13 protein-coding genes are annotated in these 15,026 nt (G+C 71.8%); 6 read left to right on the forward strand and 7 right to left on the reverse strand.

Annotation, left to right across the window (positions count from 1 at the left end):
* Positions 1-93 precede the first annotated feature (93 nt).
* The gene (locus tag I003_RS0106860) at positions 94-1,086 is read right to left on the reverse strand and encodes an iron-containing redox enzyme family protein (protein WP_027770840.1); all 993 of its coding nucleotides are present in this window, start codon (positions 1,084-1,086) and stop codon (positions 94-96) included.
* A gap of 244 nt (positions 1,087-1,330) precedes the next feature.
* Between I003_RS0106860 and I003_RS0106865 the strand changes: the two genes are divergently transcribed.
* From I003_RS0106865 to I003_RS0106875, 3 genes are all read left to right on the forward strand, one after another.
* Positions 1,331-2,164 (forward strand): 2OG-Fe dioxygenase family protein, encoded by an 834-nt coding sequence (locus I003_RS0106865; RefSeq protein WP_051368122.1) that lies wholly within the window; start codon positions 1,331-1,333, stop codon positions 2,162-2,164.
* 24 nt (positions 2,165-2,188) lie between these two features.
* Positions 2,189-2,890 (forward strand): HemK2/MTQ2 family protein methyltransferase, encoded by a 702-nt coding sequence (locus tag I003_RS0106870; protein ID WP_486584120.1) that lies wholly within the window; start codon positions 2,189-2,191, stop codon positions 2,888-2,890.
* A 277-nt stretch (positions 2,891-3,167) separates the two neighbouring features.
* Positions 3,168-3,974, forward strand: a complete 807-nt coding sequence (locus I003_RS0106875) for a SigB/SigF/SigG family RNA polymerase sigma factor (RefSeq protein ID WP_027770843.1) — start codon at positions 3,168-3,170, stop codon at positions 3,972-3,974.
* A gap of 26 nt (positions 3,975-4,000) precedes the next feature.
* On the opposite strand, the gene I003_RS31640 is transcribed toward I003_RS0106875, so the two are convergent.
* The 5 genes from I003_RS31640 to I003_RS0106900 form a co-directional block, all read right to left on the reverse strand.
* On the reverse strand, positions 4,001-5,224 hold the full coding sequence (locus tag I003_RS31640; protein WP_078563792.1) for an aromatic ring-hydroxylating oxygenase subunit alpha: 1,224 nt from the start codon (positions 5,222-5,224) through the stop codon (positions 4,001-4,003).
* A gap of 142 nt (positions 5,225-5,366) precedes the next feature.
* Entirely contained in the window at positions 5,367-7,478 is a 2,112-nt protein-coding gene (locus I003_RS0106885) for a xanthine dehydrogenase family protein molybdopterin-binding subunit (RefSeq protein ID WP_027770844.1), read from the reverse strand.
* Complete coding sequence (locus tag I003_RS0106890) at positions 7,475-8,473, reverse strand: FAD binding domain-containing protein (RefSeq protein WP_027770845.1); 999 nt, start codon at positions 8,471-8,473, stop codon at positions 7,475-7,477. The genes I003_RS0106885 and I003_RS0106890 overlap by 4 nt, the downstream gene beginning before the upstream one ends.
* On the reverse strand, positions 8,470-9,018 hold the full coding sequence (locus I003_RS0106895; protein WP_027770846.1) for a 2Fe-2S iron-sulfur cluster-binding protein: 549 nt from the start codon (positions 9,016-9,018) through the stop codon (positions 8,470-8,472). Before I003_RS0106895 ends, I003_RS0106890 begins: the two co-directional genes overlap by 4 nt.
* Positions 9,019-9,214: 196 nt before the next feature.
* Complete coding sequence (locus I003_RS0106900) at positions 9,215-10,720, reverse strand: cryptochrome/photolyase family protein (protein WP_027770847.1); 1,506 nt, start codon at positions 10,718-10,720, stop codon at positions 9,215-9,217.
* 243 nt (positions 10,721-10,963) lie between these two features.
* Between I003_RS0106900 and I003_RS0106905 the strand changes: the two genes are divergently transcribed.
* On the forward strand, positions 10,964-11,983 hold the full coding sequence (locus tag I003_RS0106905; protein WP_027770848.1) for a DUF4331 family protein: 1,020 nt from the start codon (positions 10,964-10,966) through the stop codon (positions 11,981-11,983).
* A gap of 354 nt (positions 11,984-12,337) precedes the next feature.
* Here the strand turns inward: I003_RS0106905 and I003_RS0106910 are convergent, their stop codons facing one another.
* Positions 12,338-12,769 carry a hypothetical protein gene (locus I003_RS0106910; protein WP_027770849.1) on the reverse strand — a complete coding sequence of 144 codons (432 nt, stop codon included), beginning with the start codon at positions 12,767-12,769 and terminating at the stop codon, positions 12,338-12,340.
* A gap of 267 nt (positions 12,770-13,036) precedes the next feature.
* Between I003_RS0106910 and I003_RS0106915 the strand changes: the two genes are divergently transcribed.
* Both I003_RS0106915 and I003_RS0106920 read left to right on the forward strand, forming a co-directional pair.
* Positions 13,037-13,888 (forward strand): hypothetical protein, encoded by an 852-nt coding sequence (locus I003_RS0106915; protein ID WP_027770850.1) that lies wholly within the window; start codon positions 13,037-13,039, stop codon positions 13,886-13,888.
* 375 nt (positions 13,889-14,263) lie between these two features.
* Positions 14,264-14,986 carry a peptidoglycan recognition protein family protein gene (locus I003_RS0106920; RefSeq protein ID WP_027770851.1) on the forward strand — a complete coding sequence of 241 codons (723 nt, stop codon included), beginning with the start codon at positions 14,264-14,266 and terminating at the stop codon, positions 14,984-14,986.
* Positions 14,987-15,026: the final 40 nt, after the last annotated feature.

Genomic DNA, 15,026 nt, shown 5'->3' on the forward strand with positions numbered 1-15,026 from the left:
GGCGCTCCTCCGCGCGGCCGGCGGGCCGGGAGGGTCACGACCGCCGGGTACCCGGACATGTGAGATGAAACATCCGGATTGTGCGAGGAGGGCTCACAGAGGGTGCCGCAGGGAGGAGCGCTCGGCGCGCCACGCCCCGAGGACGTGCTCGGTGAACCGGTCCTCGACCAGGTCGGTGGCCGCGATCCCGAAGGTCACGTCGGCCGCGAGCTGCGGCTCCGCCGCCAGCAGCCCGGCCACCACCTCGTGCCGTACGACTTGCTCGTGGACGGCGTCGGCCTCCACGTGTTCGCGGTAGAAGTGCTCCGCGGCCTGGCCCGCGCCCAGCCGCTCGATGGCCTGCGCGATCCTGCGGGAGCCCGGGGAGGAGGTGATCTCGACGGAGGCGAAGTGGCCGACCAGCGCACCGCGCAGGCTGCGGTGCAATCCGAGCAGCGACATGAGGTTCACGACGGCCAGCATCTGCGGGCAGGCGGCGTCCAGATAGTGCCCGTATCCGGTGTCGAGCGAAAGGTCCTCCATGAGGTCGGCGAAGAGCCGGGCGTGTACCCGCTCGCCGCGGCCGGCGCCGAACTCGTCGTACACCACCGCCGCCATGCCCGCCTTGGCGGATCCGTGCAGGCGCGGGAGCACCCAGGCGTGCGGGTCGACCTCCTTGAGGTGGTAGAGGGAGCGCTGCACCGCGTACTCCCGTAGCTGCCAGAGCGTGCCGTCGTGGCGCAGGTGGTGCGAGATGCTGTCGCCGTCCACGGGCTCGGCCAGCAGCGCCGCCAGGGCCGTGTCGACATCGACCGCCGGCGGCGCTTCGTCGCGCAGCGCCACCAGAAAGCGGTCTTCCAGACTGCGGCGGAAGGCCAGCAGGGCGGCGTCCCACTCCATCTCGTCGTCCACGCCTGCGAATCCGCGGTAGTGGAGCTCGTAGCAGAGGTAGAGGGCCAGTTGCAGGTCGTCGCCGTACGGGTCGCTGCGCGCGGCACCGCCCGCCGGCGGCAGCGAGACCGAGTGACGCCGCAGGTAGGCGAGTGTCGCCGCGGACAGCTCTCCGCGACTGGCCGGCAGAGTAGGCGCATATCGACCGGTATGCATGAATTGAGGGTATCCAGGCATCGTCCGGTTACGCAGAGGCTCCGGGCGCCGCGGCCCCGCCCGCCCTTCGCGTCGCCCGAATCCGGCGGCCGGGCCGCTTCACCCCGATGGCGGCTCCGGGGCGGCACGCCGGCCGAACAGGCGTCAGCCTGAGGGGACCGCCGCCGCGCACACGGCACGGGCGAGGGCCGCACCGGCCGCCCCGGCACCCGGGCGCCGTACGGCACCCGCACAGGAGGAGCCCATGGAGCAGACCTCGGCTACGCTGCACGACCCGCTGCCGGCGCCCGTGCCGGCCGGCGGCATCGCCGACGAGCTGCGGTGCCGGGGCTTCGCCCGCTACGGCGCCGCGGGGCTCGGCCTGTCGACGGAGGCGTACGGCAACGAGTTCGCGGAGCTGGACGAGACCTACGCCGCCCTCCCGCCCGACCCGTACGCGCCGCGGACCAACCGCTTCCGCCGGTACTCCCACGCCGTGTACCTGCCCTGGACCCGTGAGCTGTCCTTCGTCCCCGGCACGCCGGACGACACCTACGGCACGGTGACCGAGTACTGGCAGGACGAGCACAACCCCGAGTACCCGGACATGCGGCGCCGGCTGGCCGACATCCCCGCGGCCCTGCAGAAGAACCCACTGCTGCTGCATGTGATCCACTTCGACATCGCGCAGGCCCTGTGGCTGGAGGAGCTGAGCCACGCCCCGCTGTACGTCGGTGTCCACATGATCAAGCTGGCCGTGCACGACCGCGCGGAGCAGGCCGTCTCCTCTCCCGACTGCCTGCACCAGGACGGCGGTTCCGCCGCCACCTTCACCTTCGCCCACCTGGTCGCATGCACGAACATCCGCGGCGGTGACAACGTCATCGCCGTCGCCGAGGGCGCCGGCCGGCAACCGGCCGATCTCCCGCCCCGGGACCTGCACGCGCGCTTCGCCCTGACCGAGCCCCTGGACGGCTACGCCGTCCACGACCACCGGGTGAGCCACTACGTCGCCCCCGTCCGGCTCGGCGACGGGCCCGGGCACGGCGAGCGCCGCATCCTCATCATCGGCCTCGCCCCCTACGCCCCCCGCCTGTAGGGCCGAAACTGGAGAGGAGAGCGAGTGGACACCGACACCGACGTCAGACTGCTGAGGCTCTGGGGGGTGTACGGACCGCAGGGCGACTCGCGTCTGCTGCACGACGCGCTGCGGAAGGCGTCCGTACCCGTGGGGGCCCGTGTCCTGGACGTGTGCACCGGGACCGGGCTCATCGCCGTGGAGGCAGCCCGCCTGGGCGCCCGCCAGGTACAGGCCGTCGACACCTGCTACCGCGCCGTACTGAACGCCCGCTGCAACGCCCGGCTCCACCGGCTTCCCGTACGCGTCGAGCACGGCGACTTCCGCTCCAGCCGCGCCACCGAACGCCGCTACGACGTGGTCACGGCCAATCCCCCTTACGTCCCCGGCCCCGCGTCCGCCGACGCCGAACGGGGAAGGGCCCGGGCCTGGAACGCCGGCCCCGACGGCCGCCGCTACCTGGATCTGCTGTGCGCCATGGCACCCCGGCTGCTCACCGCCGACGGGATGATGCTCCTCGTCCACTCCACTCTGTGCGGACCGCAACGGACGTTGCGGCTGCTCGGCGAGGCCGGTCTCAAGGCATCCGTCGTGGCCCGTCGCTGGCAGCCCTTCGGCCCCGTCCTCACCGCCCGGGCCGGCTGGCTCACCGAGCAGGGAATGATCGACCCCGGGCAGACGGAGGAAGAACTCGTCGTCATCCGCGCCGACCGGCCCCCGGCCCAGGCACCGTCCGACCACATGTGACCTCCGCCCCGCCACCACCTCCCGGTCGTGCCACGGGTCGTACAACGCACGGCATTGCCGTACGACTTGGGGCTCTGCGTTTGCATGGTCCGCCGGTGGGCAGGTGGAGTGGACGTGCTTCGGACCAGAGGCACGCCGCGGGAGTAGTACACGGCTTCCCAGCCGTCGGCGCTCCGGCCGCGTGCGGTCCGGAGCGTCTGCGTTTCCGGCCCCGTCGCCGCCGCCGTCGTCCTCCCGCGAGAACTGAACGCTCGCAACTCGCCCGAGGGAGGCCCCCGTGGACCACATCCGGGCAAGGAACAAAAAGCACCCCCATCACGACGCACCCGACACCTCCGCGCAGTTCCACCGACTCGCCGACATGCCGGAAGGACCGGAGAAGAAGGCGCTGCGGCAGGAGGTCGCACGCGCCTGGATGCCCATGGCCCGGCGGCTCGCCCGTCAGTTCAGGAACCGCGGCGAGGCGCTGGAGGACCTCGAACAGGTCGCCCACCTCGGCTTGGTCAAAGCCGTCCGGCGGTACGACCCGGCGCGCGGCAAGGCATTCGAGAGCTACGCGGTACCGACGATCGTCGGCGAGATCAAACGCCACTTCCGTGACCACATGTGGGCAGTGCACGTGCCCCGCCGCGTCCAGGACCTCCGCAACCGGGTCCGCAGCGCCGTCATGGCGCTGGGCACCACGGCCGACGACCGGTTCCCCCCGATCGCGGACATCGCCGAAGCGGCCGGCCTGACCGAGAACGAGGTACGCGTGGGCCTGCAGGCCCTGGAGGGCTACGCCACCCTGTCTCTCGACGCCTCCCTGACCGACACCGGGGACGGCTACTCGCTCATCGACAGCTTCGGCAGCGCCGAGCCCGGCTTCGACCGGGCCGTGGACCGTGAGGCCGTGCGACCGCATCTGCGCGGGCTGCCGGACCGCGAACGCGAGATCCTCTATCTGCGGTTCTTCTGCGACATGACGCAGAGCAGGATCGCCGAGCGCATGGGCATCTCACAGATGCACGTCTCCCGGCTGATCAACGGGACGTGCGAGCGGGTACGCGCGCGCGTGGAGGCCGACCGGGCGGCCACCGCGTAGCGCGTGGGCCGCCGGGCGGGTCCTGGTCAACCCGGAACAGGCTGCGCCGGATGCTCCGGCGTACCGCCCGCAGGAGCGGAGTCTCCTCGGACGGCGGACCCGGGCGCCACGCCGTCGCACACCGGGGGGATGCCGCAGGCGGCAGCCCGTGGACGGATCGCGACGCCGTTCGTACGCAGCACCTCACGGACGTCCAGGATCAGGGGAAAGACCTCGTGGTTGCGGTCTTCGCCCTGTTCCTCCCACGCGCGCTGCTCGGCTTCGACGGCCATGCGGTCCTCGGCGAACACGCGCTCGGTGAAGCGTCTGATGAACGGCCAGGCCAGGTGGAGGGCGCCGGGGATCCGGGGCTTTTCGATCATGAGCAGACCGTAGGCGTGGCACGTACGCTGCTCGGCGTCCTCGGGCACGTACGCCGCCCACAGGCTGCAGGCCGGGTGGTCGGCGCCCTCCGGAACCAGGTCCAGTGTCTGGTACGGGTACCGGGTGCTGATGGTCATGACGTCGCGTGAGTTCCCGCCGCCGAGGCCCTCGCCCGCGAGCAGGCCGGCGGCGCGGTTCTGCTTACCTCCGGCGTGGGTGAAGAGGTATCTGGCCTCCACGGACGTCGGTCCGGTCCGGTACTGCAGCAACTGCGGGTGAAGCTTGCCGACGACGCCCCGATGGAGGAACTGGTGGTTCATGTCGAGCAGGTTCTCGTGCATGAACGAGTAGTGGCAGCGCACCGTCCGCGAGAAGGTCATGGTCTTGAACCTCGCCGAGCCCGAGGCCGGCACCTCGGGCAACGCGGTGGCCTTCGCCTTCTCCGCCTCGCCCGGGAAGACGAACACCAGGCCGTGCGCCTCCCGGACCGGATATCCGCGCACCCCGCGCGGAGGCCGGCGATCGCCCTTGGACAGATAGGGGATCTGCGAAATGCGGCCGTCGCCGCGGTAGGCCCACGCGTGATAGCAGCAGCGGAGGGTCTCGTCCTCCACGACGCCCATGCTCAAGGGCACCTGCCGGTGAGCGCACCGGTCCTCGAGCGCGTGCACGGCACCGCTCGCCCCACGGTAGAGGGCGATGCGCTCCCCCGCGAACGCCGTTGCGACCACCCGCAGGGGGCGCACGTGCTTGGACAGGGCGACGGGGTACCAGAAATCCGGGTTCACCCCGACACGCCGGAGGTCGGCGGTGGCGGGGAGCGGGGAGCGGGGCACCGAGGGCCGACCGCGCCCGGCTTCGTCGGTGTCGGTGTCGGTCTCGGTCATGCCTCTCCCTCGTGTGACGAGCAACGTCCCTTCCATCCTGGCCGCCGCCCGCCGCCCCCGCCCGCCCGGTACGACCGGACGGGCGAGCGGCCCGTGAGGATCGCCCGCCAGGCCGCCGGCAGCCGCCGGCACCGAGCGGATGTCATGCGCGCAGCGCGTCCAGGCCCTCCAGCAGCTTGTCCGGGGTCGCCGGCAGGTCCCGTACGCGCACGCCGGTGGCGTGGAACACCGCGTTGATCACGGCGGACGGTGATCCCACGATCCCGATCTCGCCGATCCCGCGCGTGCCCATCGGATTGCTGTGCGGGTCCTCCTCGTCCAGCCAGACCGCTTCCATGTCGCAGACGTCCGCGTGCGCGGCGATGTGGTAGTCGGCGAGGTCGTCGTTCACCACGTGCCCGGTGCGCGGGTCCAGCACGGTGTGCTCGTGCAGCGCCATCGACAGGCCCATGGTCATGGCGCCGATGAACTGGGAGCGGGCGGTGCGCGGGTTGACGATGCGGCCCGCGGAGAAGACCCCGAGCATCCGCGGCACGCGGATCTCGCCGGTGTCGGCGTCGACCCGCACCTCGGCGAAGTGCGCCCCGAAGGAGTACAGCGCGTACTTCTTCAGGTCCGGGTTCTCCGGCGTGCCGGCGCGGGACTCGGCGCCCGGCGGTGGTTCATGGCCGTGCTGCTCGCGGAAGGCGCGGACGGCAGCGACCACCGTCGAGCCCCAGGACGCCAGGCCGGAGGAGCCGCCGGCCACCGTCGCCGGGGGCAGTGCGGTGTCGCCGATGCGCAGCGTCACGTCGTCCGGCGCCGCGTCCAGCGCGTCGGCGGCGATCTGGGTGAGCGCCGTCCAGGTCCCGGTGCCGATGTCGGCCGCGCCGATCCCCACCGTCCAGCGGCCCTCGCCCTCGTGGCGGACCAGCGCCTCCGAGCCCTGACTCGCGTAGTAGGGGTACACGGACGACGCCACGCCGAGGCCCACCAGCTCCCGTCCCTCCCGGCGGGCGCCGGGAGCGGCGGCGCGCCGGTCCCAGCCGAAGCGCCGGGCGCCCTCGCGCAGGCACGCCACCAGGTTCCGCCCGGACCAGGGACGTCCGGTCTCCGGGTCCTGTGGCGGGTCATTGCGCGCCCGAAGCTCGATCGGGTCCAGGCCACAGGCGACGGCCAGTTCGTCCATCGCGCATTCCAGCGCGAAGAGGCCCGGGCACTCGCCCGGTGCCCGCATCCAGGACGGCACGGGCACGTCCAGCGCCGCCAGCCGGTGGGACGTGCGGCGGTTGGCCCCGGCGTACATCATCCGGGTGCCGACGGCCGTCTGCTCGGCGAACTCCTTGATACGGGCGGTGTGCTCGACCACGTCGTGGCCGATCGCGGTGATCCGGCCGTCCGTTTCGCAGCCCAGCCGCAGGTGCTGGATCGTGGGGGTGCGGTGCCCGGCGAGCGTGAACATCTGCTGGCGGGTCAGCGCCAGCTTCACCGGCCGGCCCGGCACCTTCCGGGCGCACAGCGCGGCCAGCACGTCGTGGGCGTGCGTCATGCCCTTGGAGCCGAACCCGCCGCCGACGTGCGGAGAGATCACCCGCACCTGATCGACCTCCAGCCCGAACAGCGGGGCGAGGGTGGAGCGTACGGTGTGCACGCCCTGCGTGGAGGCGTAGAGCAGCAGCCGCACCGCGGAGTCCGGCTGCCACACGGCGACCGTGGTGTGCGGCTCCATCGGGTTGTTGTGCTCCATCGGCGTCGTGTAGGTGACGTCGACGGTGACCGGGGCCCGGTCCATCGCCGCGTCGACGTCGCCCTGCTCGCTGTCGGTGGCGAAGGCGGGGTTGACGGTCTCCGGGGCGTACAGGTCGTCGCGGTCGGCACGCAGGTCGACGTCGGGTCGCTCGTCCTCGTACGTGATCCGCACCAGGGAGGCCGCGTGCCGGGCGGTCTCCACGTCCTCGGCGATCACCGCGCCCACGACCTGGCCGCGGAAGGCGACCCGGCCGGACTGCAGCACCGCCAGTTCCCCGTCGCCGGTCTCCTCGAGCCGGGGGGCGTCGTGGTGGGTGACCACGACCGTGACGCCGGGACAGGCCGCGGCGGCCTCGGTGTCCACGCCGGTGATCCGGCCCCGGGCGACGGTGGCCTGCAGCGGATGGACATAAAGCGGCTGCTCGACGGGGTGCTCGAAGGCGTAGAGGGCGGTCCCGGTCACCTTGGCCGGGCCGTCGAGACGCTTCAGCGGGAGGCCGACGGCGCGGGGGCGGAGCGTGGTCATCGCCCGGCCTCCGTGAGGTCGCGCAGGACCGCGACCATGGTGTGACGGGCCAGCGGCACCTTGTACGCGTTGCCGTCCCGTACCTCGGCGGCGGCCAGCTCGGCGTCGGCGGCCATGCGGAAGGACTCCTGGGTCGCGGGCGCGCCGCGCAGCACGTCCTCCGCGCGCTCGGCGCGCCACGGTTTGTGGGCGACGCCGCCGAGCGCGATCCGCGCGTCCCGCAGGACGCCGTCGTCCTCGTCCACGTCCAGCGCGGCGGCGACGGACACCAGCGCGAACGCGTAGCTGGCCCGCTCTCGGACCTTGCGGTACGTCGACCGCCGGGTCATGGCGCTCGCGGGCGGCAGCTCGACGGCGGTGATCAGCTCACCGTGCGCCAGCACCGTGTCCCGCTCCGGGGCGTCGCCCGGCAGCCGGTGCAGATCGGCGAGCGGCAGCATACGGGCGCCGTCCGGGCCGAGCACGTGCACCGTCGCGTCCAGGGCGAGGAGGCCGACCGCCATGTCGGAGGGGTGCACGGCCACGCAGTGCTCGGAGGCCCCGAGCACCGCGTGGTGGCGTTCCCAGCCGCCGATCGCGGCGCAGCCGGAGCCGGGCTCGCGCTTGTTGCACGGGGTGGTGACGTCCTGGAAGTAGCGGCAGCGGGTCCGCTGCAGCAGGTTTCCGCCGGTGGTGGCGGCGTTGCGCAGTTGCCCGGAGGCGCCGGAGAGCAGCGCCCGGGCCAGCGCAGGGAACCGCTGCCGTACGAAGGGGTGGGCGGCCAGGTCGCTGTTGCGGACGGCCGCGCCGATGCGCAGCCCGCCGCTGGGTGTCTCCTCCACCTCCGTGAGAGGCAGCCGCGACACGTCGACGAGCATGTGCGGCTCGGCGACACCCAGCTTCATGTGGTCGACCAGGTTGGTGCCGCCGCCGAGGAAGACGGCGTCGGGACGGGCGGCGACGGTCGCCACCGCCTCCCCCGCGTCGGCGGCCCGGCGGTACTCGAAGGGGATCACGATGCCTCCGTGGATGCCGTCGCGGTCTCGCGCAGCGCGGCGAGGATGTTCACGTACGCCCCGCACCGGCACAGATTGCCGCTCATCCGCTCGCGGATCTCCTCGTCGTCGAGCGAGAGGGAAGTGTGCGGCGCACGGGGCGGCGTCAGGTCCCGGGTGACGTGGCTCGGGTGGCCGGCTTCCGCCTCGTCGAACATGCCGACGGCGGAGCAGACCTGGCCGGGTGTGCAGTAGCCGCACTGGAAGCCGTCCTGCTCGATGAACGCCCGCTGCACCGGGTGCAGTCCGCCGTCGCCGCGTACCTCACCGAGCCCTTCGGCGGTGACCACCCGGTCGCCGTCGTGCGCGACGGCGAAGGTCAGGCAGCTGAGCTGTCTGCGGCCCTCCAGCAGCACCGTGCAGGCACCGCACTGGCCGTGGTCGCAGCCCTTCTTCGGGGAGGTCACCCCCAGCCGCTCACGCAGCGCGTCGAGCAGCGTGGTGCGCGCGTCGACCGTCACGGCCCTCTCCGTGCCGTCCACCCGAAGAGTGATCCGGTGTTCCATATGCCGCCTCCCGGGGCGCTCCGGTGTCGGTCCCAGCGCAGGGGTACCACGCTGCGCGGAGCGAAACCCGGTGACCGCGCCATGCGCGCACCGGACGCTTGCGATAAGACATTACAGACAAAATGCACGAACTCCAGGTCTACGAGCCCAGGGGCGCGTGTCGTGCAGGCGCCGCCGGCCCCGGCTGACGCCGGTGTCAGGGCGGCCCGTCGCCCTGCTCCCGCCCGATGTGCAGGACCTCTTCACGATCGGCGAGCCGGTCCAGGCCGCGCACGGCGCGGGCCGTGCGGGGGTTGCCTTCGAGCGCGGCGCGGTGGCGGTGGACGAAGGACCAGTAGCCGGTGGTGTAGGGGCAGGCCCGGTCGCCCGTGCGGTCACCCGGGCGGAAGGCGCATCCGTGGCACAGATCGCTCATGCGGTGGATGTACGCACCCCCCGAGGCGTAGGGCTTGGTGGTCATGCGGCCTCCGTCGGCGTACTGGGACATGCCGATGACGTTGGGCAGCATCACCCAGTCGTAGCCGTCGACGAAGCAACGGTGGAACCAGTCGGTCACCTCCCGCGGTTCCCAGCCTCGTTGCAGGGCGAAGTTGCCGAGGACCATCAGCCGCGGGATGTGGTGCGTCCAGCCGGTGTCCCGCACCTGGGCGAGGACAGTGCCCAGGCAGCGGGCGGTCACGGCGTCCGCGTCGAGTTCGAGAAACCACCCGGGCAGCGGCACGCGGTGGCGCAGGGCGTTGCGGTGGCGGTAGGGCTCGCCGAAGTACCAGTACAGATGCCACACGTACTCGCGCCAGCCCGCGATCTGCCGGACGAAGCCCTCGGCGCTGTGCACCGGCACCCGGCCGGCCCGCCAGGCTTCCTCGGCCGCGGCCACGCACTCTGCGGGGTCGAGGAGGCCCAGGTTGAGCGACGAGGACAGCAGGCTGTGGCTCATCCCCGGGTCGGCGGCGAGCATGGCGTCCTCGTGCGGGCCGAACCCGGCCAGCCGGTGCTCCGTGAACCGGCGCAGCGCGGCCAGGGCCTGGCGGCGGGTGGCGGGAAAGCGCCGCGGCCCGTCCCGGCCGACGAAGCGGATTCCCTCGTCGCGCTCCCAGCGGTCGAGGTCGGCGCGTACCTCCTCGTCGATGTCGTCCTCCCGGGGCCGGTACGGCTTCGGTGCGCCGAGGGTGCGGGCCCCGCGGGGCGGCCGTTCGCGGTTGGCGTGGTCGTGGTTGAAGCGTCCGCCGGCCGGAGTGCCGCCGTCCATCAGGACGTTCAGCTCGCGGCGCATCCAGTGGTAGAAGTCCTCCTGCCGCAGCCGGCGGCCGTCGCGTCCGTCGGCCCAGGCGCGGAAGGCGTCGTGCGGCAGCAGGAAGCCGCGGGCGGGCAGCACCCGTACCGCCTCCAGGGTGTCGACCAGCCGCAGGGCGGCCCGTGAGGTGGGGTGGTGGACGGTGACCGGGCCGTCCCCGACCGCCTCGTGCAGGCCCTCGGCGTAGGTCTCGGCACGCACGTAGCGGATCCGGTCGCCGAGTTCGGCCGCCCGGTGACGCATGGCGGAGAGGACGAGATGGGCCTTCGCCCGGTGGAATCGGCGGCGGCGGAACACCGAGCGGGCCTCGACCATCACGAGCGGCGCGTTGACGGCGGGGCCCTCTTCGCCGCCGGCGAGGAAGTGCGGGCCGAGTTGGTCACCGAAGAGCCAGTGCGCAGTGGTCATACGGTCCACCTTGCTCCCTGTCCGTACGGACCCGCGCGATCCGGCGGGCCGCCCCCCACGGCGCGCCCGTGGAACCGGATGATCTGTTCGAGTGGTGTTTGACGGCCGCGTCTTCGCTTGCGATGGCCGGACCACTCCGGGGGCTAGCGTGGATCCACCCCGGGTGAGGGTGGATCACGCGCCCCGAAAGGGCCGTTCGGGGGTTCTCGCGGTTCCGACGGGCAGAAAAGGTAGGGGCCTGACATGTCCAACCACTTCACCGGACTCAGCCTCGGGCCGCCGCTCGGCGACCAGCGGCTCGATCTGTGCGACCTCTACGCCTTCGGTGCGCCCGGCGATCCGAGCAGGACCGCGCTCATCCTCAACGCCAACCCCGACGCAGACGCCCTGCATCCCGACGCCGTCTACCGCCTGAACATCGACAACGACGGCGATTACCTGCCCGACCACGCCTTCAGCTGGGTCTTCAGCCCGCCGGCGTCCGACGGCTCGCAGACCTACAGCGTTTTCCGGGCAACGGGTGAGGAGGCCCGCAGGCCGGAGGCGGTCGGCACCGAGATCGTGTCGGGCGCCGCCGTCTCCTTCGGTCCCCGGGCCAACGTGATCAGCAGCGGCGACTACAAGGTCGCCGCCGGCAGCCGCAGTGACGCCTTCTTCTTCGACTTCGACGGAATCAAGAACCTCTTCGACACCAGCGGCAAGAGGAACTTCACCGCACCGCACCTGGGCGAAAGGTCACCGTGGACCGGCGTCGACTCCAACGCCGGGGCCAACGTCTTCTCCATGGCCGTCGAACTGCCCACCGCGCAGCTCGCGCCCAAGCACGAACTGCACATCTGGGGGCGGTGCAGCGTCCTGCGCGACGGCGAACTCGTCCACGCGGACCGGGCCGGGCACCCGTCGATGAGCAGCTTCTTCAACACCGACGACACGAAGGAGGAGTACAACGCAAGTGAGCCGGTCGACGACCGGGCCAGGTGGACGGACCAGTTCGTCCACCTGCTGGGCCACACGGGCGGATACTCGCGCGAGGAGGCGATCGTCGCGCTGGACGAGCACGGCCTCCTGCCCGACGTGCTGCACTACAACCCGTCCATGCCTGCCGCATACCCGAACGGCCGGACGTTCACGGAAGACGTCATCGATATCCGCGTCGCGTTCCTCACCAAGAACGAGGCACCGCCCACCGGCCTGACGCCGCACACCGACACCCTGGACACATTCCCGTACCTCGGCGACCCGCACCCGGCAACCGCCACCTGACGCCTTTCGTGGCGTGTCGCCCCGAACCGGCCGGTAACCGATGCACAAGGTGCGGTGTCCGCCGAACGGGTACACCATGGCAGTGCGTGACCGGTCCGCGGACCGTCGTCGCATGCCGGAGGGGTCATTACTACACAGGGTGGCGCGATGCTCCTTCTTGGTCTGCTCGTTCCCTTCGTCCTGGCCCTCATGGCCTTCGGGCTCGACGCTCTGGAGAACGTACTGTTCCCCCGCGAGCCGGCTTCCGGGTCCGGGCACGTACCCCATGCGGCCCCCTCACATGCGCCGCCGGAGAGATCACCCTCGACGCGGTGACGGCAACGGCGGGCAGGGGTCGTGCGGTCCCGGCGCGGATCAGAGGTCGTTGCCCGCGTAGGAGAGGTTGAAGCTCTTATTGGTCAGGGGGAAATCCGGAACGATCGTGTCGGTCAGCGCGACGGGGAGTGCGGGCCAGTTGAAGAAGGACGGGTCGACCGGTTTGACGCGGGTGAGAATACCGCCGGGCGCGAGTTCGACACGGGTCGTGATGGTGCTGCGCCAGCCCTCGGTGATGCCCACCCCGGAGGCGGGCCCCTGGCGTGGCGTCTCCGACAGGTGGGCGGCGGTGACGCCGGGCCTGAGGCCGGGGGTGAGGCGGGCGATAAGGGCCAGGGAAGTGTCGATCTCCTCGGCGCGGATGAGGAAGCGGGCCAGGGCTGCCCTCTCCCGGGCGGGTGCGGGGGCTGCGGGGGCGAGTACGGCCAGCAGGACGTCGAAGGAGATGCCGAGTTCGACGATGAGCGGCACGCTCCCCGTGCACTCCGATCAGCAGGGGTATGGCGCCCAGCGCCACCCCCTGCGCCGCGAAGACCCGGACGATCGCCGGTCTGCAGTTCAGCAGATCGACGAAGGGGCGAGAACGTGGACGACTGCCCGGACCGCATGGTGCGGGGCGGTGCCGGCCGGGCGGCGCGCAATCGTCCCCCGACCGCGGCGTCTGGATCCCGCGGCAGCTTCTGGCTAGGCTATGGGAGCGCTCCCAAATCCAGCACCCCCCACGTCCCTGGAGGACTCATGGCGCTCTTCCCCGCTCGCTCGCCCCGCCCGCCGGCCCGCCGTCCGCGCGCCGCCCTCGGCGGGGCGTTCGCCCTGCTCGGCACGGCCCTCATGGCGCTCACGGGCACGGCGGCACCCACGGCTGCCGCGGCCGCCGCGCCGATCCCGACGCCGGCCGCCGCGTGTACGGCCGACGGCTTCTGCGAGGACTTCGAGTCCCAGACCGGCACCCAGCCCTCCGGCCGCTGGAGTTTCCAGGCCGCCGACTGCTCCGGCACGGGCACCGTCACCGTGGACACCGCCGTCGCCCACGGCGGTACGACGTCCCTTCGGGTGAACGGAGGCGAGGGGTACTGCAACCACGCCTTCGCCGGCACCGCACTCGACGACGTACCGGCGGGCTCCGCGCTGTACGTGCGCTTCTGGGTCCGGCACACCACCGCGCTGCCCACCCAGCACGTCACGTTCCTCGCCATGCAGGACACGAACACGCGCGACACCGACCTGCGCATGGGCGGGCAGAACGCCGCCCTGCAATGGAACCGCGAGTCCGACGACGCCACACTGCCCGCGCAGAGCCCGGCGGGCGTCGCGCTGAGCAAGCCGCTGCCGGTGGACACGTGGTCGTGCCTGGAGTTCCGGGTCGAGCCGGCCGGCCGGCTGCAGACCTGGATGGACGGCGAGAGCGTCGAAGGGCTGATCGTCGACGACACTCCCACCCAGGACGTCGACGCGCAGTGGAAGAACGGCGGCACCTGGCAGCCCGCGCTCACGGACCTGCGCCTGGGCTGGGAGAGCTACGGCCAGGGCACCGACACCCTCTGGTACGACGACGTCGCCGTGGGCACCGAGCGCGTCGGCTGCGCCTGACGACGCGAGCCCCTATCGCACCCCGGTCCGTCCATACGGACGGACCGGGGGTCCGGCCACCCCGACCGGAACCCGCGCGGGCCCGACCGGCCGGTGTGCGGCCGGAGGCGCTGCGCAGCAGCGACGCACATCCGACCGAATTGACAGGTTTTGCGTACCGGGCGAACCTGGAATCACCGCCCGGACTCGGTCGTGGAAGGGCCGGAGTACGCAGCCGACGCCACGATCCGCTGTCCCGGATCAAGCACCAGGCAGCCCTTCCGGAGCACTCCTGATGGGCCGTGCCTGAACAGCTCGGCCATCGTGCCGCCCCTCTCCCCAAGCCTGCCCCGGACCATCGGTCACGCGAAGTTGCGCAGCTGAAAGGACGGCGTCATGCCCCAGAAGAACGTCTACCTTGAGGACGTGAAGGCGGCCATCGAGAGGCCCGACGCCTGCGATGGACCCAGCACCGAGAACCTTGACGACCTTCCGGAGAGCGACTTCATCGGCTTCGCCGAGGACGACGCGGAGGCCGGCTCTCAAGCGACCGCCACCATCGCCTATGACCGTCCCGTCGCGGACTTCATCGACGAGCTCAGCGCGACGGGCCACGTCACCCACAGGTCGTACCGGAAGACGTCGGTCACGCTGCACCACAACGCCGGCCGGCTTTCGCACCAGGGTGTGCTCGACGTCTGGAAGGTACGTCCGGCTTCGGCTCATTTCGACGTGGACGCCGCCGGCGCCGTCGCTCAGTACGTCAAGGTGACCGAGTACGCCTGGGCCTGCGGGAACACGGTCGGCAACCAGAGCTCGATCAGTATCGAGATGGCGAACGCAACGCTCGCGCCCGACTGGACGGTCGGCGAGGCCACCTGGAAGAACGCTGCGCGGCTTGCCGGCTGGCTCTTCGCCAGGGTGATCGGCCAACGCCCCAGCAGAAGCAACCTCTTCTACCACCACCACTGGCGCTCGACCATCTGTGCCGGCCCGTTCATGGACCAGATCTACGACGAGGTCCTCGCCGAGGTACAGGCGGCGTACGACCACTTCCGGGGTGCACACCCCACCTTCCGGCCGGATACCGAGCCGTCATCGGTCGAGCGCCAACGCTGACCAGTCGCGACGGATCAAAGGTCCCCCGGTCGAGGAGCTC

The sequence above is a fragment of the Streptomyces sp. CNQ329 genome (assembly GCF_000482585.1).